This window comes from Mucilaginibacter sp. P4_D1 (genome assembly GCF_056401935.1).
Window position 1 is genome coordinate 186755 of the sequence record NZ_JBFUIJ010000007.1, and the last position, 26435, is coordinate 213189.

A 26435-nucleotide genomic window follows, 5' to 3' on the forward strand; every position below is an offset into this window, starting at 1 on the left:
GTGAGATACCGGGACGCTTTTTTGATATTTTTGCAATATCTAAAAATAACAGTCGAAGCTTTAACATTTAATACCAATTATAAATGCTATGATCAACATTAATGTAAACGGAACAGCGCATCAGATTGAGGCAGATCCTAATATGCCGCTGTTGTGGGTAATACGGGATATTATTGGCCTCACTGGTACAAAATTTGGTTGCGGCGTGGCACAGTGTGGTGCCTGCGTTGTCCACCTCAATGGCGAAGCAGTTCGGTCATGTGTAACCAAAGTAAGCCGTGCCGAAGGTCAAAAGATCGTCACCATCGAGGGTTTATCAGCCAACAACAATCACCCGGCCCAGCTTGCCTGGAACCAGGAGCAAGTGCCGCAATGCGGTTATTGCCATTCGGGCCAAATCATGTCGGCGGCGGTGCTACTGCGCGAAAATAACAACCCCAGCGATGCCGATATTGATGCAGCCATGGCCGGTAATATTTGCCGCTGCGGCACCTATCAGCGTATTCGCAAAGCTATTCATACTGCTGCAGAATTGCAGAGAAAGGAGAGCGCCAGCAAATGAAAAAGCAACTAAAAAATAAGCCGCGTTATACAAGCGTCGCAAAAGCCTTTGCTGTAGTTGGCGTATTGTTATCTGCCATAGCTATCATGGCTTTCGGACTAAACTCCGAACCCGAAAAAACAAAGGCCACTCCTATCGTCATCAGGAAAGATAGTGTGGCATCGGTTAAGGCGTTTAAGCAGGTTTACAGCGTTTTGATGAGCGCCCGATGTATGAACTGTCACCCCTCGGGCAATGTTCCTTTGCAAGGCGACGACAGTCACCTGCATACCATGTCGCCCCAAAGAGGCGTTGATGGCAAGGGTGTATATGCCATGAAATGCGCTAACTGCCACCAGGCAACAAACACACCGGGATTGCATACACCTCCGGGCAACCCCAACTGGCATTTGCCCCCGGCCGATATGAAGATGATATTCCAGGGCAGGAGCCCGCGGCAATTGGCCAAACAGATCATTGATCCAAAACAAAATGGCCATAAGGATATGAAAAAGCTGATTGCGCATGCTGATGACGGTTTAGTTTTAAGTGGCTGGAACCCCGGCGAAGGCCGTACCCTGCCGCCCATGAGCCACGCAGCATTTAAAAAAGCATGGATAACCTGGCTTACCACCGGGGCATATGCACCAAAGAAGTAATTGACAGCCTAACCACTTAACCAGAATACCATGAGTGTGAGTAACATATCAAGAAGAAACTTTTTAAGGGCGGCGGGTCTTACCGGAACAGCGCTGTTTGTTGGCCTGTATTTTCCGTCTAGCGCCGAAGAAGCTAAGGTTGCTACCGCAGATTCGGCGGTAGCTTCGGATATAGAGATGAATGCCTGGATACATATTGACACGAATGGCAAGGTTACTATTTTCAGCCACCGGGCCGAGATGGGCCAGGGAGCTTACCAATCTGTTCCGCAGATTGTTGCAGAAGAGCTGGAAGTTAATTTGAATGATGTAAACATACGCTTCGCGCAGGGCGACCGTCAAAAATACGGCAACCAGGTAACGGGCGGCAGCTCTACCATTCGTGGTTCGTACAAGAATTTATTGAAATTAGGTGCATCGGCACGCGAAATGCTGATAGCGGCAGCAGCCACCAAATGGAATGTACCGGCAACGGAATGTTATGCCGAAGCCGGGCATGTGATCCACCGTCCAACAGGAAAGAAATTTCATTATGGCGAACTGGTGGAGGCAGCATCTAAGCTGGAAGCACCTAAAGAGGTTGTCCTGAAAAAGCGCTCCGATTACAAACAGATAGGCAAACCGCTTCACCGGCAGGACACCCCATTAAAAACCAACGGTACAGCCATTTTCGGGTTAGATTTTAAACTTCCAGGGATGCTATATGCGGTAGTTGAGCGCAACCCACGCTTACGCGGAACGCTCAAATCATTTGATGCCAGCGCGGCATTAAAAGTTCCGGGTGTTAAAAAAGTATTCAAAATACAAACAGGCGTTTTCCAGACTTTCAGGGACGGCGTTGCCGTGGTGGCCGATAGTACCTGGGCAGCCATACAGGGCCGCAAAGCGTTAACCATTGAATGGGACGACAGCGGGTTTGAGCACATAAACACGCCCGATATTTATAAAAAACAAAACGAACTCATTAGTAAAGAAGAAGGCTTATCTGCCAGGAAACAGGGCGATCCGGATGCGGTATTAAATGCCGCCACCCAAAAGCTTGACCTGGTTTATGAAACGCCCTACCAATCGCACAGCGCTATGGAGCCGCTGAATTGCGTGGCTTTTTACCAGCCGGATAAGCTTGAAATATGGGGGCCGATACAGGCACCCGAATGGGTGCAGGATTACATTTGCGCGCAGTTTAAGCTGCCGAAAGAAAAAGTGATTGTTAACATGACCTTTTTGGGCGGCGGTTTTGGGCGAAAGGCATTCATGGACTATCCTCACGAGGCCTGCCTGATCTCAAAGGAAACCGGGACACCGGTGCAGGTAGTTTGGACAAGGGAAGACGATATGACACAAGGCCCCTATAGGGCCGGGATCTCATACCGTTGCCAGGGTGCGCTCAGCAATGGGCAACTTAGCGCTTTAAAGTTCCGGATGGCCGGACAAAACACGGCGCACTGGCAGGGCGGTACTAAAGACAGAGCCAACCGCAGCACTACCGAAGGCTTCCTGGCCCCGTATTATAAAAGCATAAAAGACATTAGCTTTGCCGATGTACCGTTTGAAACACCTATCCCCAATATCTGGTGGCGATCTGTATATGCATCAACCAACGGCTTTGCTTATGAAAGTTTTTTGAACGAAATGGCACACCTTGCCGGTAAAGACCCGCTTGATTTTAGACGAGGTTATTTAAACGAAGAGCGGGAACAAAAACTAATAGATAAAATGGAACAGGTTTCGGGCTGGAAATCGAAAAATAAAGGCGATGGATTTGGGGTTGCCATTACAGAATGCTTTGGAACCACGGTTGGCCAAATTGTTAAGGTATCGAAAAAGAACGGTGAAAAGGTAAAAATTGACAAGGTGTGGGCGGTAGTAGATTGCGGCTGGTACGTAAACCCCGATATTGTTCATGCCCAGGTAGAGGGCGCTATTGTTATGGCGCTTGGTGCTGCTACCACCCATGAAATCACCTTCAAAGATGGCCTGGTAGAACAGCGAAACTTTTATAACTATCCAATGCCCAGAATTAATGATATGCCTTTGGTAGAGGTACATATTATGGAAAATGATGCCAATGCCGGTGGTGTTGGCGAGCCAGGACTACCGCCATTTGCACCGGCACTAACAGAAGCTATTTTTGATTTGACAGGCAAACGCATCCGAAAACTACCGTTTGACATGGCGACGGTATAAAACGCAATTTTAAGCGTTGAGCTTGTTTGATATATTGATGGCACAGCCAGAACTGAATACACAACGCCCGGATATTTATTGATACCCGGGCATTTTTTTATCACCATATTTCGCGTAAAGGATTGGCGTGGGTACCGGCCGGGTGGCTAAGGCCGGTGCAGTATGAACAGAAAGCCTGGCGCCCGCTTCTACCGGCGGCGTACGCTATAATTTATTTAGTAGTAAGTAGTAAGACAGCTGCTTTTTTAGTATCAAGTAGCAAGTATCAAGTAGTAAGACAGCTGCACTTATAGTATCAAATAGCAAGTAGCATGACAGCTGCAATTTCTTAAGTCCGAAAGTTAAAAATCTTGATACTTGATACTAACTACCTGATACTTCCCCGCTTGCTACTAATTCTTAACCCTCCCCTGCTCGGTATCCGCTCCCGTTTGTTCTTTTTTGCGCTGGCCGGCTACGGCTTTGCCGAAACGAAAACTAAGCGTTAGCAAGGCCGACCGGGTGTCGCCGTGGTTGGTGTAGCTGGCATCGGTAAGGTACAGGTTATTGATGGTACCCCGGTTGATGTTTGTATACAAAATATCATTCACGCTGAATTTAAGGGTTACTTTGGGCGATAGATTTTTTGATACCGCTGCATTTAAAGCGCCCTTACTACCGGTAACAAACTGGGCACTGGTAATACTGCTTTGGTAATTGCCATCAAGCTGCAGATTAAAGCCTTTTTTAAGTTTAAACTGCAAAATGCCCTGCCCGTATACAAACGTGCCTTTGGTATCCAATAAGCCGGTGTAAAAATTACTGCGCGAGTGTACGTGGGTAACTTCGCCATTTACCTGTACAGTAAGCCATTTTGCCGGCTCAAAATCGGCATCAACAGAAAAGCTGCTTACCGTTTTATGGCCGATGTTGCCGGGGCGGCTGTAGTAAATACCGTTTACTATCTGGATGGTTTCGTCCGTATCGTTTTTTGTGTCGCTGTAACTTAGGGTCCCGGTAATATGATTTTTGAAAATATAGGCCAACTCAATTTTATTGGCGAATGACGGCTGCAGGTAAGGATTGCCTACGTAGTAAGTAAATTTATCAAGCGGGGAAACAAAGGGGTTCAGGTCCTGGTAATACGGCCTGTCAATACGGCGGCCATAGTTCAGTTGAATTTGGTTATCGGCCAGGCTATCCAGCTTGTATTGCAGAAATAAGGTTGGGAACAGGTTGGTATAGTTACGGTTAAAGGCCGAATCGGGCTTTAAAACGTTGCCCAACTGATGCCCTTTTGAGCTGGTATTCTCCAATCGTAAACCGGCCTGGATGCTGAGCCTTTTAAATTCCTTATTGAAGTTAAGATACGCCGCATTAATGTTCTCCTTATAATTAAAGTGGTTGGTTTTATCATAATCGGGCGTGGTATTGCCGTCTACAGTATTAAAATAGCCGGCCACGTTATCTGTTTGGGTGTAGCTGGTTTTTAAGCCGGCTTCCAGTTTTAGGCCGCCGCCCAGGGGATGCCCGTAATCGGCCTTGCCCGATAGGATTTTAATATTTGAAGGCAGGCTGCCGTTTAAGCTGCTTTGGTTTATTAATGCCCCGCCCGGCAAAAACGTTTGGCTGTCAAAATCCTGCTGGTTGGTGGTGGCGTAATGCAGGTAATCAAGGTTGGCGGTAATATCCGGGCCGTCTTTCTTAAACTCGCGCCGGTAAGTCAAGTTCAGGGCTGTGTTTTTAAAGCTGCCCTTTTCGGTGTTTTTCGAAATCACGCTGGAGTCGGGCTGCCCTGCCGCGTTTAACAGGTTGCCCGTGCCTGTACTTAGCAAATACGGATAGCGGGCCAAACCGGTGAGCGCTATGCCAAAGGTTGTATTTGGCGATGCATCATAATCTGCGCCAATAGTAAGCTTGCCGCCATGCCCCTGGCGGCGGTTATAGGTATCCTGGTTAAAACTACCCGTAGTTTGGCCATCGGTATTTTTGTACCGGCGAAAAATGGCAACATCGGCATAACTGTTACGCACGGTGTAAGCCAGGTTACCAAACAGGTTGAGCTTATTTTTGCGATAATTGAAATTAAGGCTATTGTTGGTACGGGTATACCTGGACTGGCCAATGCTTAAACTAAGCCCAAGGTTAAAGCCCCTAACCTGCGTTTTTTTGGTTTTTATGTTGATAACGCCTGCGTTGCCGGCAGCGTCGTATTTTGCGGGCGGGTTGGTCATAATCTCTATTTGTTGCAGGCTGGATGATGGAAGGCTGCGCAGATAATCGGCAAGGGCGGCACCCGACAGGTAGCTGGGCTTATCATCAATAAAGATAACAACGCCCTGCTGCCCTTTAAGGCTGATTGTCCCGTTCTGATCAACCAGTACCCCCGGCGATTTCTCCAACACCTCCAGCGCCGTAGCACCTGCATTGCTAATGATAGCATCTACATTTACCACCGTCCGGTCTATCTTATGTTCGATGTATGATTTTTTACCGTTGATGCTTACCTCTTTGAGCGCAATGTTACCGGTTTGTAAAACCACTTCTTTTAACGCCACCGCCGGTTGCTTATCGCTGATAGCGATAGTATCGCTTTTATAAGGGGCATAACCGGCGGCGGTTATAAACACCTGGTAAAGGCCGGTTTTTAGTCCGTTAAAAACAAAGCAGCCGCCGGCATCTGCCAGTTCGTATTTAAGCACGATAGAATCCTTTACGCCGCGTAGTGTTATGGTAGCGCCATCAGCAGGCTTTTGGGTGGCATCCCGTACTTTGCCGGTTATTTTACCAATTGCTATCTGGGCTTTTACAAAAATTGGGGCAATAGTTATCCATATGGTTAATATAACCATGATCAGTTTTTTCATTTCAATAAGATTAAAGGGTTTGGTACGGGCGCGCGGCCTTACTTAATTACGTTTTTGCTTAATTGCTGACAGAGCTTTTTGAGGCGCAGCAGGGATGCTTCAGAATTGGTGTCTTTATCAACCTTAACCAATAGCCAACCGGCAGACGCCCTGATGTAAAAATTGCTGCTATCGCCAAGCGTTACCCGGGTATCTAATTCGTCGGAAGTGTTAAATACGGTTACCGGCTTTAAGGTTTGGTTGATAAAAGCTTCCACCTTTTTAGTTTGATCGCGACTGTAAGAGGCTTCCAGTTTATACATGCTGAATGTCTCGGTTATTTTAACCCTGGTGCGGTCGCCATTATTGGCAATAGTAAATGCAAGGCAAATAGTAATGGATATAATGCCTGTTATAAGTAGATAATAAAACGATTTCATGGTTGGTTAAGTTGAGGGTTGATGGATGGATTTATTAATTAAAGGGCATAGCTTTCCCTGTGCCCAAGATGCGGACGTTTAAAAATGCTACCGGAATTTTGCAGCTGTCTTGATTCTTAACTCTTGATTCTTCCTAACTAAGCTTTTTTAACAGGAAGTAATACCCCAGGAACCCCAGGGCTATACTGAATATCATCACGGTGGCGGCGTACAGGCCCGATGGCATGTAAAAGCTGATGACCGTGAGGCCGATGGCGATAGCAGTTAGTATGGCAAACCATTTAAGCGAGTTCTCTTTGCCTTTTTGATTTGCGGGTAATAGTTGGGCAATTACACCTTCGGCAACGCCTTTTTCAACAATGGTGCGTTTTAACCTGTCGTCTAAAAAAAGCTTGATGAGTGTGAGCACAAATGACGAGGCAAGGAAAACGAGGATAATGATCACGACGCTGTGCATCATCTCAAAAAAGGCCTGCTCGTTTGTAAAGGGATCAAATACGGTTTGCGCATTGGCAGTAATACCTGCCGACATTAAAGATATGATAGTGGCAATTTTTTTCATGTTGTTGTTTTTTATCGTTGTAATACCGGATGAGACCGGCAGCCCATGTTTATGTTGCAGTTAATTAATTAAAATCCAGCTTTTTCATCTGATCGTGGTGTTCTTTAATCATGGTATTAAGCATGCCGGCGAATACAGCTATTGCGCTTGCTGTTAAAATGGTGCCAAACAGGGCCGGCAGATTTTGAAACAGCTGCAACAGGTAAGTGCCAAATAACAACGAAACTGTAAAAAGGAAAACCACAGTGAGGGTTACGCCCAGTGCTGCTATCCACGGAAATTCTGCCTTTGGGGCCGGTATTTGCTGTAGTACCAGGTCGGCAAGGTTAAAATCAAATGCAGGTTTTTGCAAAGTATACATTTGCCGGCCAAGCAGGCGGTAATTGGTCAGTTTAGCGCTGCAGGCAGCACAGCCTTGTGCGTGGTCGGCAATGTCTGCGCCCGCTAACGTGCCTTCCAGGGCATATTGCTGTAATTCATTGTCTGTTGGATGGTAACTACTCATAAATCTTCGCGTTTATAGTTGGTTAGCAGGTTTTGTTTTAATGCCTTGCGGGCCCTGAACAGGTAATTTTTAACGGTACCTTCGGGCAGGTTAGTGATCTGGCCTATTTCGGTATAACTCATTTCTTCCTGGTGATACAGGGATAACAGCGTTTTATAAACTGGTGACAGTTTATCCAATTCGGCATTTAAAATAACCGACAATTCTTTTGCTGATAGCAAGCGCTCTACCTCGTTATCATAACGGCCGACATCTTTTTGTTGCAGTCGCTCAAGCGTTTGCCGTTGCCCGTCGTCATCATCCTGTGCTTCTATTAGTACGACCTTTTTTTTCTCCAGGTAATGCAGGCAGGTGTTGTATGTAATTTGCGCTATCCAGGTTGATAATTTGCATTGAAATTTAAAGCCGGGCAAGTTTTTGTAAACCTTCAGGTAAACGTCCTGTGCTATATCCTTCCTATCGGCAGGCACGGGTATCATCTTAAAGATAAGCTGCGCCACCAATCCTTCAGTATTTTTGATAATGACGCCAAAAGCATACCTATCGCCACCCAAAACTCGGGAAACCAGTTGCTGATCTGGATGCTGATATTCGTTTTGGTGACTCACTTGCTGATTAGACCGGGCTATCGCATAAAGGTTGCAATAATTTTTTAGTATCAAGTAGCAATTGCATCCTTAAGTCCGGAAATCAAAAATCCTGATGCCTGAGTCCCGCTATTTGGCATTGATTGGCGAGGCTGAATCTCTAAATCATTAAATGACCCAAGATCGTTTTGGCAGCTGTTAAATAGTTAAAAATTCCTCATTCAATCAGCTCCAAATTTTCAACTTATCAATATAGTGCATATATTAAAGGCTAATATGGTTGCTCATGCAGATACCCACAATGTAAACCTGAAATGTTATGCTTAACTTTTATGCCCTAACTATTCAAACAGAAAGCGGCGAACGTGCTATATATGTTAGCCCATTGTTACTGCAATCAAAAAAGCCACCAAACCTAAAATCGGGGAAGGTGGAAAAACTATATTTCTATAGCGAGTTAATGGACGACGACTACAACACAGGTCTTGAGTTGTATGAAATGAAAAATCTCGACCTGCCAGATTACTGTATCATTAACTATAGCCAGGATTTTGAAAAGTACTACATTGGGAGTTTCCGTGTGGATTATGACACCCGGAGTTACCGGCAATGGGAAGGCACATCAATCCCATTTAGCAAAAACGATGTAAAAGCCCTGGCTGAATGTTTGTTTACTCCTGATTCTAAATCGCGAAGGGCAACTATATTCACTCCAACCCCCCCTTCCGCTTTCAATTTTACAAGGTTTTAGCGAAATTAACTGACGGATTGATTTGCACGCCAGTATTATCCTTTGTCAATCTCGCTAACCCGCATAGAAAGGATTCCGAATGCAAAAGTAAGCGACACGAAAATCAGTTGGTATATTAGTAAAAACAGCAGCATGCTATAGTTTAACATGGCCGATGATGACGACTGGATAACCGTGCGTACGTCATCGCGGCCCCACTCCCTGATTAAGTTGGCTTTACTACCTGTTTCCAGCAGCCCCTCCCTAAGTTCGCCCTGGGGCCATACCGGGAAAAACACGGGTTTCGAATCCTTATACCCCACAACATATTGGTTAAAAAGGAACAGGTAAAAAAACAATGTAAGCCCAAAAGTTACGATTGACATGATAGCCAAACGATTGATGGTTTTTACAGAAAGTGATTTGAAATAGCCGGAGTTGAACTTTAATATTAAAAGTGTAAATACCCCAAAGGACTCTATAATACCGCAAAACAGGTATTTTGAACTATCGGGCGGTACACCTATATTACTTAAAAGTACCCCCAAACCCGGAATGGTTGCAAACAATCCCGAGCCGGTTTTTAAAATAGCTTTCCATTTATTCATTTTGAAAATCTACGGTCACTTTTTGAGTTGGTTCTATATCCATCGGCCTGGTATAGTGCGTACGGGTAAGGAATTTATTACCCAACTTAAATACCACTGTATAAACGGTTTCATCAATGGTTACAGACGTGTTTGTTTGATCGCTATCCACCATGTAATCGTTTAGCAAATCAATATGAGTTTGCCACGCGGTGTTTTCAAATTTGCTCTTCCAAATTCTGTGCGGTATTAAATATACGCTGGCTTTTTGCGGTTGGGATTGCAGCGTTAGTTTTATCCGCATATTAATACCACCATATTTAACAACCTGCATCTCGCTGCCCCACCAAACGGCCCAACAGGTAAGCATTTTATGCTGACTATAAATTTTTCGGGGAATACGCACCTTAATTAAATAACCAACAGAATCTTTGTCTATTACCGTTGCCAAATCATACCAGTTTATTTCGGGTGTATTATAAGTAAGGGCAAACCCCTCAAGCTTGCCTGCCCCTTTTATCCTCGAGGTAGGGTTTACGTGTAAGAAGGCCATTATAACCGGGTCTGTTTTAAGTGTACTATCGGGCGAGTTAGTCCATTTAGTATAAATCGAATCTAATTGGCTGGCATAAAACCGAAGACTATCAGCTTGCGCAAAGCCCTCTAAGCTACAGTTGAGCATAAAGATCAAAACGATAACAGCATTTTTTAAAACACGATGCAAAGTCATATTAACAGGCTTAAGTGGGCAGAGACTGCTTAATATTTTAACACAGGGAAATTAAAATACAGGCTATTTATAACAGATTGAATATTAAACTAATATAGCCTATAAAAAGAATACTTACAACTTGTTTTTACAAATCAGGCACAATACTAAACTTGATACCGTATTGGTTTACGCCGGGATGATCGAGGTAGTTGAAGCGTTTAATAACGTCAACCCGCAGCAGTTTAAATATATTACCGATGCCGACGCCGGCCTCAATGTAGGGGGTGCTACCCAGTGCGTAGGTGCCATTGGCGTTGCCCAGCGCCGGTGGCAGGTTATACAGGTTGGCCGATAGCAGCGGATTATTTTCGGCGCGTAAACCGCCGTAGATAGCTTTAAACGACAGGAACTCGCGCCATTTGAGGTGCTCTATCAGCGGAATTTTATTGAGGATAAAGCCGTTGAAGTTGTGGGTAATATTGATGCCCGCCGAGTGATCGCTCACAAACTCAAGGTAGTTCATGTTATTGTAGCCGTCCGGGTCGTACTTTAATGATTGGTTGGCGGGCGGCATATTCAACAGCGGGAAAGGGACTTTGCCGGTAACAAGATTGCCCAACAGCGTTATATCGGTAAAACCCAATTGCGACATGTAAAACCGCTTAAAAATATTGGCCGATATGTTATTGTAACTATAAGCCCCGTTTAGCAGGCCCGCAAAACCGTGATTGATTTGCAGGTTAAAAATGGGGTATTTACTAAATACGGTATGCCTGAATATGGTTCCTTGTATAAACTGCTCATGTGGGGCGTAGCGCATGCCCAGGGCAACCTCGGTAGTGGTAAGGCTGGGGATAAGGCTATTATCGGTATTTGATTGAAATTGAAGGGTGCCTGCTGGCCGCTGATTCCAGTTGCGTAAAGCAAGGTTGTACGAAAAATGGTTATCGAAATCCCTTACATAGGCCAGCGTAAATGTGCGGTTATACAACCAGTAATTGGTAGTACCGGTATGGAACGATGTAAGCGCAGCCTGCTGGTTGCTTACCGCCAGGCTTTGCCCCGGCAGGTCCACATCGTACCGGTATCCTATTTTAAAGTAGTTGTTGGCATAGCGATAGGGCGCAGTTTTGTTGAGTGATATATAGGTATTCAATTCATACTTGGCTGCTTTATCTTTGGTGCCGTAGGCAGTATAGCCGTCAAAATAGATTGTTTTGCTCAGGGCAGGCGTTGTGCGCCCGCCTAACTGGAACCGGGCACCCTCCTGGTTATCATACGCAAAAATCGACCCTATGGGCCCAATCTGTACGGGCCCTACCACGGCATAACCACCGGTAAGGGTTGCCGCTATCCAGGTGAGCCGTTTATATGATGGCATGCTTTCCAACCGGTTAATGCGCGCGTACAGCTGTTTTTGCTGGCTGTTGAGCGTATCGCTGCGGTGTTGTGCCCAGTAAGCGGTATCGGGCTTATTAGCGTCGGCCATGGTTTGGCTGCTTTTACCCTCATAAAAACCGGCCGGCTGGGGCTGGTTTAGTTTATAGTTATCATAAAAAACAGTACGCTGACCGTATACGGCTATTCCTTTGTTTTTTAGAATCCCAAAATCAGCAGTTACATCGCTTTTTTGCAGGTAGTAGCGCCCGCCGGGAAATTGCTGAAAATCAAGTTTCACCTTAAGGCTGCGCATAAAGTTGATGTTGATTTGCTTGTTTACATTAAGCTCGCATGATTGTACGGCATAATGGCCGTCCAATGAAACCAGCAAGCGGCCTTCAAACAACAGGTCGCCTTTATTGCGTGGCGTAAAGCTGATGCCTACCAGTTTCCCTTTATCGGTTTGTACGGTATCGGTAATAAAAAACTTATAAAAATCGGGCGAGTGATTGGATATCGGGCTTAAAAACTGGTTGGTTACAATAAAAATATTGTTGGAGTAAATATCAATATTATTGCCGTAAAAGCGGTTAATATAGGTATCAAGCCCGGCGGTATCAACAAACTTAATAATGTTGGTTTCTTTTTGCGCCTGCAATATACTGATAGATTTGGCGGGCTCTTTACGGTAATACTGCTGGTAAATCTTTTCGCTAAAGTAAACGGGCAGGGAGGTTTCTTTGCGCCCGTCAATCACCTGCGAGCTATCGAGCATAAACTTGTATTTGCCAAAAAACTTACCATTAATAAACTTGGGCGACAAATGGAAAAACGACATGCCGATACGCTCGTACTGGTTATACTGATAGTAGTCGACAGCCGCCATCCGGTTTTCGTCTTTATGATCAATTACCTGTTGAATAAGTTCGACGGCCGGATTGCCTTTATTACGGTACCGCGCTTTTTTGCCCGATGTAACCGAAACCTCTTTTAACTGCGTTTGCTTGCTACGCATGCGCACCTGTAGCTGGCTGGCCTGCCCCGGTTTTATAGCACGCGTAAGCGATGAGTACCCCACATAACTAAACGTAATGCGGTTAAACAAACCGTTGGCGCTTAGCCTGAAATTGCCATCTTTATCGGATGTGGCGCCAAAGTTACTGCCATTAAACGTAATGCTGATATAGGCCAGCGGCAAGCCCGAGCCATCATCAACAATATGTCCGGTTACGGTAGTAACCGCAGCTTTGCCTGTTTTAAGACTATCTGTTTGCTGCGCGGCAGCATGTATTGAAAATAACAGTAAAATAGCCAGAGCGGCTGTGTTTAATTTATTAACGATAAAAAGGTTATAAAAGCGGAGTTTTCTCTGTATCAGCAAAGTTATTTTAATGTCGGGGTTACAAAAAGTAAGTAGCAAATTGATTGATTAAACGTAAAAAACGCGGTTTGAAGTATTTAGTTATTCATATTAATTATCTATTAACCTTACGTTAATGCCCAAAGTACCATGGTGTTAGTGGCAAATCAGCCGTTAATTTCAGTTAGAAACTGTAAGTAAAAAGCCCCAAAAACATAATTTTGAGTTGTTCTTTAGTGTTGTTAACGTAATAACACTGCTTAAGTTACCATTTGATTCTGTTTTGATGTTGAAGATACGGCCCTGTTGTTAAAGTTCAAGGCCGGCCTGGTTAAGGTTTCTGTTTTTTGGCTAACTTTTGTTTAAACTTTTTATCCTCTTTCTGTTTAAAATCGCTGGCTTTCTTTTTTGCTTCGGCCTTTTCCTTTATTTCTTTTTTGGTGAGCGGCTGATTTTTCTCTTTTTCATCGGCCTTTCCTACGCCGGCGCAGCCTTTAAGGCCATTGAGCAGGGCAAGCCAGATGGTTTTAAAATAAGGGAAGTTTTTGGGCCTGATAAAGGCAACATCAGCCACGCGAGGGACAGCTTTGCCATTGTCGGGGTTATCGCTTTTAAGTATTACCGCGTTTGCCAGTAACGAAATGATGCCCTTTTTTGCGTAACCTTTTTCATCGTCGGGCTTTAATACATCAACCTTAAGATTATGGTACAAAAAGGTAACCTTACCTGCCGAGCTATGCTGATTGCCATGAATATTAAAATCAAGGCTGGTTACCGCGCCTGATGTAATACGTACCAGACCAAGCGGCATAACAGCCGGGTTAGCATCGGCCATATTCATGGCGCCCATATGGCCTTTGTAGCTGTAGCTATAGGCATCATCGGCAAGGTTAAAGACAAATTGCAGGTTTAGCCGCCCCTTGCCCATAAACAGGGCGCTCAGGTGTACCGTAGCCAGGGGGGCCTTTTGTAACAAGGCTTTTTTATTGGTAAGGTTAAAGAACCTGCCTGTAACTGTGCTAAACCTTACCGTACCGGTTTTACGCGATTTATCTTTTTTGAATTCGCTGTAATTTACATCGAGATCTTTAACCTCGAGGGTGTCAATCTGAAGCCCCATTTTTAGCTGGCGGATGGCCCAGTTAGGAAAAGTAACCAATCTATCGGTAGTTTTAAGCGGGCCGTTTGGATTGCTGAATATGCTGAATTCGCCTTTACTTAATACCGCCCTCTCCACATCCAAACTCTGGCCACGGCGGTAGCTGCGGTAATTAAAATGGTGCAGGGTAACGGCATTCAGGTGCAGGCCAAAACGATCTGTGTTGCTTTTAGCCAGGTACGTGCTTATGGCAAGCGGCTGCACATCTACCCCGGCAATATCCAACCTGGAGGTTTTGGTTGATAACTTTACCGAATTTATTTTATAGGTATACAAGCCGTTTGCCGATTTGCCTGTATAATGCTCAAGCTGGGTAACAATATCGCGGCAATACAACGTGCGGGACGTATCAGCCTGCGTGGCGGAATCAATGAGCAGATCGGTAGCGTGCACGTCCATCTCTTTTAACACATGAACCGACGGTTTTGGCCCCGATTTATCCCGGTAGGTAAAGTTTATTTCGCCGAGGCGGATATCGGCTACATGGATAAGCTTGAAACTTGCAGAAAGCTTTTGATAAAGGGTACGCTTGTCTGCAGGCCTTTTGGGCTGTTGCTTATCGTCGTTTTTGCTGATGTATATTTCGGGATTTTTTAAGTCGATTAATGCTACTTCTATCTTTTTATGCAGCCAGATATCCAGCGGATGTGCACCAGACACTTCCAGCCGTTTCACTCTTATCTCCGTTAAACGATTGGGCGCATGGCCTGCCTGTTTCAGGCGGTGGTATACCGCGGTATCGGGCGTAAAAGTAATATCGTGTAATATAGCGGCGCCGTTAAATACATTAACATCAAGTTTGCTGAAGTTTACCCGGTACAGGCTGTCGGTGCCTTTAAGCACAGCCTCTTTAAGTTTCGACGAGAGCGTTCTGCTTAAAAAACTATTCAAAAAGAACACCACTACCAGTATGATAACGCCTAATATGCCCAGGCCAATTATCGCAATTTTTCGCCACCTGTTTTTAAAAACCCAAGCCGTCATATTCTATTTGCTTTTACATTAAGCAACCACCACGGCGGCTTTTACTGGTTGTTTAACACGGAAATGGGGAAATTGATTTTACAAATTCAAAAGTTAAAATTTAAAAGTCAAAATTGATTTACGTAACTGATAGAAGACGACGCAAGAGCAAAAAACACAAAAAAAGCCCGCTCCTTTGCAGGAACGGGCTTTAAAAATGATTATATAGGGTATTAAACTATTTTAACATTTACGGCATTTGGGCCTTTACGACCTTCTTCTACATCATAGCTAACTGAGTTATTCTCGCGAATGTTGTCAATTAAACCAGATGAGTGTACGAAAATTTCGCTTCCACCATTTGCTGGGGTAATAAATCCGAAACCTTTTTCGTCATTAAAAAATTTTACTGTTCCTTGTTGCATTATATTGTATATTAATAAGTTGCAAACATACACTAAATAATTGACATTTTTACTATTGATAAAATAGTTTAATTTTTGGTAAAAAACAAAGCTATCCGAAAGGCCGGTTATTAATCTTTGTCTTTATGACCATGTCCCTTGCCGTGTCCATTGCCATTGCTCTGGTTGTCGTCACCCTTATCGTTCTTTTGCTTTTTATATTTTTGCTTATCCCAGCCTTTATGTTTACCGTTATCCCAATGGTTGCGATATTTCTCGTCACGGCTATCTCGGATAATAATCTGATCGCGACGCCCCTTGTAAGTTGCATATTTGGTACGATAAACGTTGTTCCGTACCCACGGGTCCTTTTCGTTTATTACTACTTTATAACTTTGATAGGGGTCAAAATTGCCATACCTGGCGGGCAATACACTTGTTTTTATCCAGCTGTTATTTTGGTAATAAACATACTGATGTGTTGGAACCGAGTAGTATACATCAATATCCGGCATGTAATAGTAAAGGGCATAATCGTAGCCAACAGGCCCCCATGCGGGCTGACTCCCTATATTAATACCAAGGCTAACACTTACCTGGGCATCGGCTGCCTTGAAGCTAAAAAAGCTTAACAATGCCATTGCGGCGAAGACTATTTTTTTCATATAAAGTTAATTTGCAGGTACGACAATGCATTATCAAAAAGGTTTTATCCGGGCACATATAATTTATCCCTAAAGCATACAGCTTCTATAGCTCAGGGTTGATAAAATTCCATTACTTAAAATTATCCCGTCTCGAATCCAACTTATCTTTTTCTTATTCTATTTTTGCCCTAATGAAAACAGTACGCCTCGCCCGCTCCACCAGCACCGATCCCGATTTTCGCATCCTGGTAAACCAGCTTGATGCTGATTTGCGCGACCGCAATGGCGCTATGATGGATATTTACGATCAGCACAACCTGATAGAAAAAATTGATACCGTTGTGATAGCTTATGTTGATAACCAGCCTGCCGGATGCGGGTGTTTTAAATGGTACGATGCCGAAGCTGTGGAAGTTAAACGAATGTTTGTACACCCTGATGCACGCGGCAACGGCATAAGCAAAATGGTATTAACTGAACTGGAAACCTGGGCACGCAGCTTAGGCTATAAATATACCGTGCTCGAAACCGGCGAAAAGCAGGTAGAGGCATTAAGCTTATATCCAAAAGCGGGCTATGTGCCCATCCCCAAATATGGCCCGTATGTTGATTTGCCGGATAGTATCTGTTTCAGGAGGGCGTTATAAGTAACCTTGCCCAAAAAGAAAGCCCCCGAAGATCTCTCCGGAGGCTAACACACAATCACACACATCTGTCATCACAACACCCACGAGCCTCACAACCCGAAACTTAAATATTACTGGTCGGCTAATTGAAAGTTCATTGGTATTACATATTTAACGCGCACGGGCTGCCCGTTTTGCATGCCTGGCTTCCAGGCTTTGGCCAGCTTTAATACCCGGGAAGCTTCTTCATCAAATCCAAAACCCGCACCGCGTTCAACCTTTATATTTGATAGCGAGCCATCTTTTTCAATCACAAAACTCATCAATACCTTGCCAGATACCCCCTGCTCCTGCGCTACCACCGGGAACCGCAAGTTCTTTTGCAAAAATTTACTCCACGCCGCTGCACCACCTACCGGTTCGGGCATTGCTTCAAGGGTGCCATCCATATCATGTATGGCATTATCAACCGCAGGGCCGGTGCCTGTTGTACCCTTATTGGTATTAACATCCATTGCATTGCCTGGTTTGTCAGCTCCTTTACTGTCTGTAGCTCCGATGGTGCTTGCCTGTAATTCGGCAGTGGTATGCGGTTGCACAATGGGGTCATTAGGTACCACAACGGGTGGCAGGCTGGCAACTGTTTTTATCGGCTCAACAGGCTTAAGCGGTTCGGTAGATTTTGGCGGTTCGGCCTTCTTGGGCGGCGCAATCGGGGGCTGAATTAAAACCCTGGTCAAATCAACAGGCGTCATCTTAACAATTTCTACCGGTTTGCCTTTAAAAACAAAGGTGGATATTGCAATAACCGCGATACCTGCAAATGCCAAACCCATAGCCTTACTCATAGTTCGGCCGTAGTGTTGCCTTAATTCATAAGCTCCGTATTCTTTGTTACGATGGTCAAATACAAGGTCGAGCCACTCGGCGTTGTACAAATCAAATTTTGTGATAGGCATAATTTAAAGAATTAAATTTCTTATATAACGAATAAACAATTGTTATATTTTACAAAACATGAAAAAATGTAGCATTCGCAAAAAATAAATTTCATCAAAATTTCATTTTCATTTGGGTTGCGGATTATGTTGATCGGGTTGCGGGTTGCGAGGTTCGGGTTACGGGTTACGGGTTGCTCAGATAAATGGTACATGGATTAGTCTGCCTCGCCCCCGTTATCCCTGAACCCTTTACTTTATTTGACTCCCGTTCTGCCCGCCTCCGAGCTCTGCAACCCGAACCAATTAATTCTCCTCCGCCAGCTGAAATGCAAATGGTATACTGTAAGCTACGCGGACCGGACGCCCATTCTGGATGCCGGGTTTCCAGGGCTTGGCCAGTTTTAATACCCTTATGGTTTCCTCGTCCAGTCCGTAACCAAGTCCGCGCACTATTTTTATATCCGTTAGCTGCCCGTCCTTCTCCACAATAAAACTTACAAATACTTTCCCCGATATATTGTTTTCGCGCGCTATTGCCGGGTAATGCAGGTTTTTTTGTAAAAATTTTGCCCATCCGGCCATTCCACCATCGGGTTGCGGTAATATCTCTACTTCGCTAAAAGGCCGTACCTTTCCGTCCTCAGTAATAGGATTACCCGAACCAGGACCCTCTTTAATATCGACATCTAAAATATTTCCTGCCGGAGCATCTGGTCCGGCCTGATCTGTATTGGATATGGTAGCTTTCTGAAGGTCGGCCATAGTATGCGGATCGACAGCTTTTTCTTCGGGCACCACAACAGGTGGCGGGAAATTAATCTTTTTAGAAAGATCCTTCGGTTGTTGAGCACCCGCCGCCTGAGGTGGTATCACCTGGCGCGCTTTGGGTGAGACCGGAGGAGGGGGCAGGACTTTTAAGATGGGAATCTCTCTAATGATAACTCCGTCCTCCACTTTATGCCTGAATGCCAAACTTGCCACCGCCCAAACTGTAATGGCGGCAAAGGTTAACGCCATTGCCTTACTCATGGTACGACCGTAATGTTGCCGTAGTTCATAGGCACCATAATTTTTGTTACGCTGATCAAATACAAGGTCGACCCACTCGGCGTTGTACAAATTAAATTTTGTTACTGACATTGTTTTAAGAATTTTATTTCAAAAATAACGATAAATCAAAACAAATAGTATATTTAATTTTGAATAAATCAATATTTGCCAAATAAAATTTCGAAAGGCGCAAAACAACAAAGGACGCATTCGTACAGAATAGTTTAATAGATTTTTATTTAACAGAGCCTCACTACCCCAAAAGGGCCCCAAATTGTCGGGTGCTTTAAATCCCACCACCAAAAATCAGGTTTCACCAAAATGCAAAAAAGTTAAAATTTGACAATAAAATCTGGCAAAACTCAATATACCATCTATATTTTCTCACAATCAATGAATTAAAAAGCCAAATTCTATACATATTTTTCACATAAACAATCAAAAAGTTAAAATACTTGTAAAAAAAATGCATTTATTTTATTTTTTTATTACTTTTAGGCATGTTCAATAGCCTTTATCGGTTTACGGCGCTAATTTTCCTTTTATTTTCGGGGTTTTCGGCCTCGGCAAGGGGAGGATTGTACCATGCCAGCCATAAAGACGATAAAAAAACATCGGTATCGGCCACAACCAACCATCATAGCCCTTATAACTATGATTACAGCCTTAATAATGTACCGGTACAAATTATAAATCTGCAGCAGCATCGGGGGGCGCATTCGCTGCCATTCCTTTACACAAGCCCCAATTTTTACATCATACACGTAAAGTATCTCAATTTTATTTGCGGCAGGGGTACAAGCGAGCTATCGCGATTCCGCAAACTCATTCTTTTTCCATTCCACGCTTTTTGGTAATAGTTAAACAATTACATGCGGCTGTGCTGATTACACAACCGTGTTTATTGTTTTTTAAAAACTTAGTTTAAATACTTACAGGCATTTTGATTGGGTGCCTTGCAAGTATAGTTGTTGAGCTGCCCGGTATTTTGATTGGGTACCGGGCAGTTTCTTCATCCGTCATTAAACTAAAAGTATTAACCAACCTTGTTTATACAATGTTAAGCTTGCCTGCACAAGGGCGAGGCTTTAACTATCGGTTGTTATTGCAATAAGGTTAGTTATTGTAGTTAGCTATCAATATTTTATAAACCGGGCTTTTTTTGAAAACCTGGCTTTTTGCTTCATGCATTAAGCTATCAGMTTTTTATTAACTATTCCCTAAAACCCTAAGCATGAAAAAATTCATCCCATTTGGCATACTTATACTTATTATAGTACTTGCCCTTATATTTCCATCGGTAACTTTAACAACCGTTAAAGACAGTAAAATTGACACCGGCGATACTGCCTGGCTATTGGTAAGTACTGCTCTTGTATTGATTATGACACCAGGACTTGCCTTTTTTTATGGCGGTATGGTAAGCAAAAAAAACGTACTATCAACCATGCTGCAAAGCTTTGTATGTATGGGCGTTATCACTGTAATTTGGGTTATTTTTGGCTTTAGCCTTGCTTTTGGCGATACCATTGGCGGCTTCATTGGCGATCCGCGTACCTTTTTTATGATGAAGGGCACCTTGGGTAACGCCACCTGGAAACTTGCACCAACCATTCCATTGGTACTGTTTGCTATGTTCCAGTTAAAATTCGCGGTTATTACCCCGGCCCTTATTACCGGCGCATTTGCCGAGCGTATCCGCTTTAATTCCTATGTTATTTTCCTTTGCCTGTTCATGGTATTTATATATGCGCCTTTGGCCCACTCAACCTGGCATCCGGATGGTTTCCTGTTTGGTAAAGGCGTGCTTGACTTTGCAGGCGGTACCGTTGTACACATGAGCGCCGGCTGGGCAGCCCTTGCATCGGCATTATATTTAAAAGGCCGTAACGAAACATCGCACAATCCGGCCCGTATCAGCTACGTATTATTGGGCACAGGTTTATTATGGTTTGGCTGGTTTGGCTTTAACGCCGGTTCTGCTTTAGGTTCGGGCACACTTGCGGCTACGGCTTTGGCTACTACAACCACCGCATCTGCAGCAGCAGCAATGGCCTGGATGTTTTTTGATATCCTGCGCGGTAAAAAACCAAGCGTATTAGGCGCGTGTATTGGTGCCGTAGTTGGCTTGGTTGCTATTACGCCTGCTGCAGGGTTTGTAACCATCCCCCACTCATTAATAATTGGCATTGTTGCAGCTGTTGTAAGTAACCTGGTAGTTATCTGGAGAAGCAAAACCAGTATTGATGATACACTTGATGTATTCCCTTGCCATGGCGTAGGCGGTATGGTTGGTATGTTGCTAACCGGTGTATTTGCGCATCAAAATGTAAATGCAGGTAACACAACCGGTAATGGTTTATATTACGGCGAAACCCACTTGTTTTTACTTCACCTGGTAACTTTGGTTGGCGTATCGGCATTTGCTTTCTTCGGCTCATTATTATTGTTAAAAATAACCGACATGATAAGCACATTACGTGTTACACCTGAAGAAGAATTGGCAGGTTTGGATATCAGCCAGCACGATGAGGAATTGTAATAACACGAATTTCACGAATTGGGTCGAATTTTCACAAATCTGCTTTGAAAGCTATTAATACGAAAGGAGGTGTTTACGAATCACCATATCAGAACAAAAAGAGAATCAAACAACAATCAAACATAATATCAATTAACAAAAAAGAATTAACGTTTTTAATATTGTCTCGCCAAGGCTAACTAAAAACTAAAGCCGCCCTACAGTTAAGGGGCGGCTTTTTTATTTCAAACGAATTTGATTCACACAAATTTCACGAATTAGGGCGAAATTCACAAATCTGCTTTGAAAGCTGTTAGTAAGAAAGGAGGTGTCTACGAATTATTGTATCGAAGAAAAGAACATCAAGCAACCAGTACGGCAACTGCGGCAAAAAATCAAATATTTAAAACAAAATCGCCCCGGCAGTTTGAACCAATGAACCAACGAACTACCAATCTTTCGTCGATATCTTTTTTAATGCAGGAGCATTCTTTTTTACGGGCGCTATTTTCAGCATATACGATTTTAAAATCGCACCATTTTGCCTGCTGTAACTGAGTATCTTGTCTAAATAAACTACAACATCCCTTTTCTCCAGTTTATTTTTTGCTTCTTCCATCGGGAATATAATACCAGGATCCAAAACTTCCATGCCATACCTGTCGCGTTTATAAGGGGTAAACTTAAAATCGGTAAACCAATAGCGGTATTTTGAATCTTTAACTTCTATCCTTAACGTATAGCTTATTTCGCCGCCAAGACTACCAGACAACAGCGACCGTTTTGACACAGCGAAGCTGCCCTCTCCGCTCAACACGCCCTGGGTTTCATCAGTTTTAGTAATTTTTAGTTTGCCTTTAGGATATGCCTTGTGCATAAAATACAATCCCCGGCCATACAAGGTATCCTTGCTTAACCCCTGTTGATCAACCGTTTGATAGTAAATGTATTTATTACGTTCATCAAAGGCCAGTGTATCTTTTTGGGCGATGGCGCTTTTAGCAGAAAGAATACAGATTAGAGCAATAAAGATATTTTTCATTTAATAAGATAAAAAAAGAGTCAAGAGTTAAGAATCAAGAGGTAAGATAAAAGGCACCGCTGTTTTATTATATTATTAGAGATCAGCAAACTAACACAGGGTTCTCAAAGGTAAATGAATTTGAAACTCTTGTCTTAATTCTTGATTCTTAACTCTTGACTCTACGCAGCTATAAAGATAAAAAGCCTCCCGGTTATATCAGGAGGCTTTTTGTAAAATAATATTTTATTTTAAGTTAGAACGCGTATACAGCGGCTAACAAAAACTGACCGGCTGATTTTGAAGCAGTACCATCACTCTTCAAGAAAACATCACCAGTTTTTGTATGATCCAACCTAAACTCAGGAATGAAAGTTAAAGGACCTGATTTAATGCTGCAAGTTAAAGTTGAAGCAATAACCGAGTTGCCCGGAGAAATGCCAATATCAGGACCACCGTTTGTTGCTTTAGCTTTAAAATACTCTTCTCTTAAACCAAAAGTAACTGCTTTTGAAACAGCTATTTGAGGATATAAGGCATAACCAAAATAATTATAAGCACCCATACCAGTTTTACGTGCCGCATTTAAACCTAATTTAAATGCATCAGTTATTTGGTAAGCAGTGGTTAAATCCAATATAGTACCAGAGTATTTGCCACTTGCAAGGTTAATGTAAGCTGTCCATCCTTTAACAGGCGATAAAAACAACTGTGCGCCAAAGGTTGATACTTCTGGTGTAGCTGAATTTGATTTGTAGGTATTCCAGTTATCGTTAAAAATACCGGCCATCAAGCTTACTTTATCAGAGAAAGCGTAAGTTGCTTTAAAGCCTGCATTTTGGAACGGGCCCGCGCTGAATAAATAAGAAGTTGAATAGTTAAAGTTGCCTACCGGGCTAATTACCTCATAACCAACAAATGTAGCCATGTAACCTGCGGTTAAGTTAAACTTATCGGTTACATCATAAGAAACGTATAAGTTTTGAATATGGTAACTTGAAGTACCGGCCGGCAATGAACCATACAAAGCATCAGGAACTGATTGTTCCTGGCCACGCGGGCCAAATGACATTTCGCCAACAAACGATGCCTTGCCTACCTTTTTCTTTAAACCAAGGTCGATCATACCAATTGATACCGAGTTATTATCAGAACCAAAAGAGGTTTGAATGTTTGGTTTATTAGCAAAATCTTTTTTGAAGTAGGTATCTACCGAACCGTAGATAACCAAAGGGGCATCTGACGTGGTTTTAACGGTATCCTGCGCTTTAACAACGAAGGAACCGGCAACAAGAGCTGATAAAAGTAAAAGTGTTTTTTTCATGATAACGATTTAATTGATTTGAATTTGATTTGGGTTGAAATAAAGCTTTCCCATTAAGCTAATGCACAACAATAGCCTTTAGTAAAAGCAGTTAAAAAATTGCAAGGTTGAAATAAAAAAGCCTGTGCGGTTGGTTGTAAAAGATTGTCGGTATTAAACCAACCGCACAAGGCATTAAAGATTTTTATTATACTGCAGATGGAGATGCTACACCTTTATCAAAAAGGCCACTTAAGCTAATCTCGTCATCCTGGGCTGGGTAAACTTCGATACCGTGATCGAATACATCGATACCACCGGCACCTGTTTCACCTTCTTCTTCAATACGTAGTTTCCATGGGTGACCTAATTTATTGATGATAAACATCATTGCAAAGGTTACCACAAACACTGCAATGGTAATTGTAAAGCTACCTATCAACTGTGCTTTTAATACATCAAAACCACCGCCGTAAAATAAACCTTTTACGGGTGCAGAGTTATCGGCACCAGTTGGGCCTGTAGCGCCATACTGGCCAGATGCAAATAAACCTAATGATAAAGTACCCCAGATACCGTTTAAACCGTGTACAGATACTGCACCAACCGGATCGTCGATACGGAACCACTCAATAAGGTAAACACCTGCAAATATGATAACACCAGCAATCGCACCTAACAGGATTGAACCCAGCGGGCTAACCCAGTAGCAAGGGCAGGTAATAGCAACTAAACCAGCTAAGAAACCATTGATAGTAAAAGCTAAATCAAACTTACCTTTTGTTGGGCCAAACCATAATGCCATAAGCATTGCAGCAAAACCACCGGCGCAGGCAGCAAGTGTAGTATTGGCGGCTACGCGGCCGATACCTTGCATATCCATTGCAGATAAAGTTGAACCAGGGTTAAAACCATACCAGCCAAACCACAGGATAAAACCACCCACTGCTGCAATTAACAAGTTATGACCTGGAGGTAATCCGCCTTTTTCTTTATCATCGCGGGCAAATATCCTGCCCAACCGTGGGCCTAACACCATTGCACCTGCCAGTGAAGCTACACCACCTATAGTATGTACCACAGTTGAGCCTGCAAAGTCACGGAAAGGCTGAGCGCTTATTGACTGGAAGAAACCTGAAGTTCCCATTGTAGCCAAGAAACCATCCGGTCCCCAGGCCCAGTGACCAATTATTGGGTAAATAAAACCTGTAATACCTATACTGTAAAGGATATCGCCACGGAAGCTGGTACGGCCAATCATTGCACCAGATACGATAGTTGAGCAGGTATCAGCAAAAGCGTACTGGAATATCCAGTGTGCCAATACAGGGATACCTGTTGAGCCATAAGTATCAGGCGTGTTTTGCAGGAAAAACCAGTTGGTGATGGTTTTACCATCAGCACCTAAGCCGCCCCAGCCAATAAAGCCGTTACCATTACCAAACATAAACGCATAACCTACAGCGTAAAATAACAAACCACAAAGGCAAGTATCAAAAATACACTCCATTAATACGTTCACGGTTTCTCTTTTGCGGGCAAAGCCTGCTTCAAGCATAACGAAACCAGCTTGCATACCAAATACTAAAAAGGCTGCAACCAGTGTCCAAACAGTGTTAACTGTATTAATTAACGATGTTTCATGAGCGGTGTAAGTTTCGGCAGCATGCGCAGATGTGCCAAGTACACCAGGTAAAACCATCATTGCGGCAAAAACCAGCAAGAGGCCAATCATTTTTCCTGTAAAAATGGTAGCTCCCAGCGCCCATTTCTCACGTGTCAGCTGTCGGACTGAACTTAGGAGKTTTAATTTTGTAGAACTTACTTTCATTTGTTTTTTAATTTAGTTTGATTGTTTTTTAATAGTTTAATTTTAGTTTGATTGTTGTATTATATAAAATAGTTTGATTGCAAGGCATTAATTCTTCAAAAAACAACCGTAAAAAAGCACTCTTTAGGTTTTGACCAATAAACACTACACTTTTTTATAAAAAATATAATATTTATAGGGTTTATGTAAATTATTTCATGAAATTAGGTAGTTATTTTAACAATAACAAATTTTTAACAAAAAAAACATGATAAAAAATATAAAAATTATCATAATCGCAATTCAAAACTAAAAAAGAGGTTAAATTTTAATGAATTTTCAACAGCAAAAAGCAATAAATACCAATAAAACAGATTTAGAATTATAAAAAAGGAATTTTACTACATAAAACAGTAAAAACACGATGTTTTGGCAAAAAAATCGAAAAAAAATAACATAAAAAGCAAATTTTAGCCTCATATTTTCCCTAATCCCTGCACTAACCTTCAAAATATTTAGCATTTTGATAACTTAATAGCAGTTCAAATCATTTTATTTCGTTAAATTTTGGTGCATATTTTAAAGGATAGTTCTATTTTTGAATTTGTCTTTATTTAAAACCGTATATAAACCTATATATAAATGCCTAACATCCGATTTAAAGCACTTCAGGACGTTCTAAGCAGAACTATCCCCGAGGTGAAACCGCCTGCAGCCAAAATCTCAGAATATTTTGGCGCCAATGTTTTCGATAAAAAGAAAATGAAGGAATACCTTTCGACAGAAGCGTACCAGGGTATAGTTAATTCCATTGAAAAAGGCGAGCCTATCCCGCGCGACCTGGCCGAACAGATAGCTTCGGCGATGAAATCATGGGCGCTGGGTAAAGGAGCCACCCATTATACACACTGGTTT

24 protein-coding genes are annotated in these 26435 nt (G+C 43.0%); 8 read left to right on the forward strand and 16 right to left on the reverse strand.

The annotated features are described in order from the left end of the window. The first annotated feature begins 88 nt into the window (after nt 1-88). Genes AC1DV1_RS09555 through AC1DV1_RS09565 form a run of 3 tightly spaced genes read left to right on the forward strand, consistent with a single transcriptional unit; the run spans nt 89 to nt 3387 of the window. On the forward strand, nt 89-562 hold the full coding sequence (locus AC1DV1_RS09555) for a (2Fe-2S)-binding protein (protein ID WP_477358064.1): 474 nt from the start codon (nt 89-91) through the stop codon (nt 560-562). Continuing rightward, entirely contained in the window at nt 559-1200 is a 642-nt protein-coding gene (locus AC1DV1_RS09560) for a hypothetical protein (protein WP_477358067.1), read from the forward strand. The genes AC1DV1_RS09555 and AC1DV1_RS09560 overlap by 4 nt, the downstream gene beginning before the upstream one ends. A gap of 30 nt (nt 1201-1230) precedes the next feature. Beyond that, nucleotides 1231-3387 (forward strand): molybdopterin cofactor-binding domain-containing protein, encoded by a 2157-nt coding sequence (locus AC1DV1_RS09565; RefSeq protein ID WP_477358070.1) that lies wholly within the window; start codon nt 1231-1233, stop codon nt 3385-3387. A 392-nt stretch (nt 3388-3779) separates the two neighbouring features. Here the strand turns inward: AC1DV1_RS09565 and AC1DV1_RS09570 are convergent, their stop codons facing one another. The 5 genes from AC1DV1_RS09570 to AC1DV1_RS09590 all read right to left on the reverse strand — a co-directional run bounded on the left by AC1DV1_RS09570 (nt 3780) and on the right by AC1DV1_RS09590 (nt 8327). Continuing rightward, nucleotides 3780-6233, reverse strand: coding sequence for an outer membrane beta-barrel protein (locus AC1DV1_RS09570; RefSeq protein ID WP_477358073.1), 2454 nt, complete (start codon nt 6231-6233; stop codon nt 3780-3782). A gap of 38 nt (nt 6234-6271) precedes the next feature. Next, nucleotides 6272-6652: a hypothetical protein gene (locus AC1DV1_RS09575; protein WP_477358076.1), complete on the reverse strand. Its 381-nt coding sequence runs from the start codon at nt 6650-6652 to the stop codon at nt 6272-6274. Nucleotides 6653-6785: 133 nt separating this feature from the next. Continuing rightward, nucleotides 6786-7214, reverse strand: coding sequence for a hypothetical protein (locus AC1DV1_RS09580; protein ID WP_477358079.1), 429 nt, complete (start codon nt 7212-7214; stop codon nt 6786-6788). Nucleotides 7215-7278: 64 nt separating this feature from the next. Further along, nucleotides 7279-7719, reverse strand: a complete 441-nt coding sequence (locus AC1DV1_RS09585) for a hypothetical protein (RefSeq protein WP_477358082.1) — start codon at nt 7717-7719, stop codon at nt 7279-7281. Next, entirely contained in the window at nt 7716-8327 is a 612-nt protein-coding gene (locus AC1DV1_RS09590; protein WP_477358086.1) for an RNA polymerase sigma factor, read from the reverse strand. Before AC1DV1_RS09590 ends, AC1DV1_RS09585 begins: the two co-directional genes overlap by 4 nt. Nucleotides 8328-8625: 298 nt before the next feature. Here AC1DV1_RS09590 and AC1DV1_RS09595 point away from each other — a divergent pair, with 298 nt between their 5' ends. After that, on the forward strand, nt 8626-9057 hold the full coding sequence (locus tag AC1DV1_RS09595; RefSeq protein ID WP_477358089.1) for a hypothetical protein: 432 nt from the start codon (nt 8626-8628) through the stop codon (nt 9055-9057). 35 nt (nt 9058-9092) lie between these two features. On the opposite strand, the gene AC1DV1_RS09600 is transcribed toward AC1DV1_RS09595, so the two are convergent. From AC1DV1_RS09600 to AC1DV1_RS09625, 6 genes are all read right to left on the reverse strand, one after another. Beyond that, the gene (locus AC1DV1_RS09600) at nt 9093-9644 is read right to left on the reverse strand and encodes a hypothetical protein (protein ID WP_477358091.1); all 552 of its coding nucleotides are present in this window, start codon (nt 9642-9644) and stop codon (nt 9093-9095) included. Beyond that, on the reverse strand, nt 9637-10353 hold the full coding sequence (locus AC1DV1_RS09605; RefSeq protein WP_477358094.1) for a hypothetical protein: 717 nt from the start codon (nt 10351-10353) through the stop codon (nt 9637-9639). The genes AC1DV1_RS09600 and AC1DV1_RS09605 overlap by 8 nt, the downstream gene beginning before the upstream one ends. Before the next feature lie 127 nt (nt 10354-10480). Continuing rightward, nucleotides 10481-13096 (reverse strand): DUF5686 and carboxypeptidase-like regulatory domain-containing protein, encoded by a 2616-nt coding sequence (locus AC1DV1_RS09610; RefSeq protein ID WP_477358097.1) that lies wholly within the window; start codon nt 13094-13096, stop codon nt 10481-10483. Nucleotides 13097-13406: 310 nt separating this feature from the next. Further along, nucleotides 13407-15218: an AsmA family protein gene (locus AC1DV1_RS09615; protein ID WP_477358100.1), complete on the reverse strand. Its 1812-nt coding sequence runs from the start codon at nt 15216-15218 to the stop codon at nt 13407-13409. 212 nt (nt 15219-15430) lie between these two features. Beyond that, entirely contained in the window at nt 15431-15622 is a 192-nt protein-coding gene (locus AC1DV1_RS09620; protein WP_090648758.1) for a cold-shock protein, read from the reverse strand. 110 nt (nt 15623-15732) lie between these two features. Further along, complete coding sequence (locus AC1DV1_RS09625; protein ID WP_477358103.1) at nt 15733-16266, reverse strand: hypothetical protein; 534 nt, start codon at nt 16264-16266, stop codon at nt 15733-15735. Between the two features lie 173 nt (nt 16267-16439). Here AC1DV1_RS09625 and AC1DV1_RS09630 point away from each other — a divergent pair, with 173 nt between their 5' ends. Further along, the gene (locus tag AC1DV1_RS09630; RefSeq protein ID WP_477358106.1) at nt 16440-16895 is read left to right on the forward strand and encodes a GNAT family N-acetyltransferase; all 456 of its coding nucleotides are present in this window, start codon (nt 16440-16442) and stop codon (nt 16893-16895) included. Nucleotides 16896-17005: 110 nt separating this feature from the next. Here AC1DV1_RS09630 and AC1DV1_RS09635 read toward each other — a convergent pair whose 3' ends face one another. Both AC1DV1_RS09635 and AC1DV1_RS09640 read right to left on the reverse strand, forming a co-directional pair. Continuing rightward, nucleotides 17006-17833, reverse strand: coding sequence for an energy transducer TonB (locus AC1DV1_RS09635; protein WP_477358108.1), 828 nt, complete (start codon nt 17831-17833; stop codon nt 17006-17008). Between the two features lie 285 nt (nt 17834-18118). After that, nucleotides 18119-18955 carry an energy transducer TonB gene (locus AC1DV1_RS09640; protein ID WP_477358111.1) on the reverse strand — a complete coding sequence of 279 codons (837 nt, stop codon included), beginning with the start codon at nt 18953-18955 and terminating at the stop codon, nt 18119-18121. 410 nt (nt 18956-19365) lie between these two features. On the opposite strand from AC1DV1_RS09640, the gene AC1DV1_RS09645 reads away from it, so the two are divergent. Together AC1DV1_RS09645 and AC1DV1_RS09650 are read left to right on the forward strand one after the other, a co-directional pair. Further along, nucleotides 19366-19722, forward strand: coding sequence for a hypothetical protein (locus AC1DV1_RS09645; RefSeq protein WP_477358114.1), 357 nt, complete (start codon nt 19366-19368; stop codon nt 19720-19722). Between the two features lie 377 nt (nt 19723-20099). Then, nucleotides 20100-21407, forward strand: coding sequence for an ammonium transporter (locus AC1DV1_RS09650; protein ID WP_477358117.1), 1308 nt, complete (start codon nt 20100-20102; stop codon nt 21405-21407). 427 nt (nt 21408-21834) lie between these two features. On the opposite strand, the gene AC1DV1_RS09655 is transcribed toward AC1DV1_RS09650, so the two are convergent. The 3 genes from AC1DV1_RS09655 to AC1DV1_RS09665 all read right to left on the reverse strand — a co-directional run bounded on the left by AC1DV1_RS09655 (nt 21835) and on the right by AC1DV1_RS09665 (nt 25445). Continuing rightward, on the reverse strand, nt 21835-22428 hold the full coding sequence (locus AC1DV1_RS09655) for a DUF4468 domain-containing protein (RefSeq protein WP_477358120.1): 594 nt from the start codon (nt 22426-22428) through the stop codon (nt 21835-21837). A gap of 235 nt (nt 22429-22663) precedes the next feature. Further along, complete coding sequence (locus AC1DV1_RS09660; protein ID WP_477358123.1) at nt 22664-23731, reverse strand: porin; 1068 nt, start codon at nt 23729-23731, stop codon at nt 22664-22666. A gap of 187 nt (nt 23732-23918) precedes the next feature. Next, the gene (locus AC1DV1_RS09665) at nt 23919-25445 is read right to left on the reverse strand and encodes an ammonium transporter (protein WP_477358125.1); all 1527 of its coding nucleotides are present in this window, start codon (nt 25443-25445) and stop codon (nt 23919-23921) included. Between the two features lie 717 nt (nt 25446-26162). Between AC1DV1_RS09665 and AC1DV1_RS09670 the strand changes: the two genes are divergently transcribed. After that, a partial coding sequence (locus AC1DV1_RS09670; protein ID WP_477358128.1) for a glutamine synthetase III domain-containing protein occupies nt 26163-26435 on the forward strand: 273 nt, incomplete at its 3' end.

Coding starts and splice junctions, on each gene's coding strand:
- AC1DV1_RS09660 (WP_477358123.1), bottom strand. CDS start 23,731: ATGAAAAAAACACTTTTACTTTTATCAGCTCTTGTTGCCGGTTCCTTC.
- AC1DV1_RS09665 (WP_477358125.1), bottom strand. CDS start 25,445: ATGATTGGCCTCTTGCTGGTTTTTGCCGCAATGATGGTTTTACCTGGT.
- AC1DV1_RS09650 (WP_477358117.1), top strand. CDS start 20,100: ATGAAAAAATTCATCCCATTTGGCATACTTATACTTATTATAGTACTT.
- AC1DV1_RS09585 (WP_477358082.1), bottom strand. CDS start 7,719: ATGAGTAGTTACCATCCAACAGACAATGAATTACAGCAATATGCCCTG.
- AC1DV1_RS09555 (WP_477358064.1), top strand. CDS start 89: ATGATCAACATTAATGTAAACGGAACAGCGCATCAGATTGAGGCAGAT.
- AC1DV1_RS09570 (WP_477358073.1), bottom strand. CDS start 6,233: ATGAAAAAACTGATCATGGTTATATTAACCATATGGATAACTATTGCC.
- AC1DV1_RS09595 (WP_477358089.1), top strand. CDS start 8,626: ATGCTTAACTTTTATGCCCTAACTATTCAAACAGAAAGCGGCGAACGT.
- AC1DV1_RS09560 (WP_477358067.1), top strand. CDS start 559: ATGAAAAAGCAACTAAAAAATAAGCCGCGTTATACAAGCGTCGCAAAA.
- AC1DV1_RS09615 (WP_477358100.1), bottom strand. CDS start 15,218: ATGACGGCTTGGGTTTTTAAAAACAGGTGGCGAAAAATTGCGATAATT.
- AC1DV1_RS09580 (WP_477358079.1), bottom strand. CDS start 7,214: ATGAAAAAAATTGCCACTATCATATCTTTAATGTCGGCAGGTATTACT.
- AC1DV1_RS09620 (WP_090648758.1), bottom strand. CDS start 15,622: ATGCAACAAGGAACAGTAAAATTTTTTAATGACGAAAAAGGTTTCGGA.
- AC1DV1_RS09605 (WP_477358094.1), bottom strand. CDS start 10,353: ATGACTTTGCATCGTGTTTTAAAAAATGCTGTTATCGTTTTGATCTTT.
- AC1DV1_RS09565 (WP_477358070.1), top strand. CDS start 1,231: ATGAGTGTGAGTAACATATCAAGAAGAAACTTTTTAAGGGCGGCGGGT.
- AC1DV1_RS09600 (WP_477358091.1), bottom strand. CDS start 9,644: ATGAATAAATGGAAAGCTATTTTAAAAACCGGCTCGGGATTGTTTGCA.
- AC1DV1_RS09630 (WP_477358106.1), top strand. CDS start 16,440: ATGAAAACAGTACGCCTCGCCCGCTCCACCAGCACCGATCCCGATTTT.
- AC1DV1_RS09645 (WP_477358114.1), top strand. CDS start 19,366: ATGTTCAATAGCCTTTATCGGTTTACGGCGCTAATTTTCCTTTTATTT.
- AC1DV1_RS09655 (WP_477358120.1), bottom strand. CDS start 22,428: ATGAAAAATATCTTTATTGCTCTAATCTGTATTCTTTCTGCTAAAAGC.
- AC1DV1_RS09625 (WP_477358103.1), bottom strand. CDS start 16,266: ATGAAAAAAATAGTCTTCGCCGCAATGGCATTGTTAAGCTTTTTTAGC.
- AC1DV1_RS09575 (WP_477358076.1), bottom strand. CDS start 6,652: ATGAAATCGTTTTATTATCTACTTATAACAGGCATTATATCCATTACT.
- AC1DV1_RS09635 (WP_477358108.1), bottom strand. CDS start 17,833: ATGCCTATCACAAAATTTGATTTGTACAACGCCGAGTGGCTCGACCTT.
- AC1DV1_RS09640 (WP_477358111.1), bottom strand. CDS start 18,955: ATGTCAGTAACAAAATTTAATTTGTACAACGCCGAGTGGGTCGACCTT.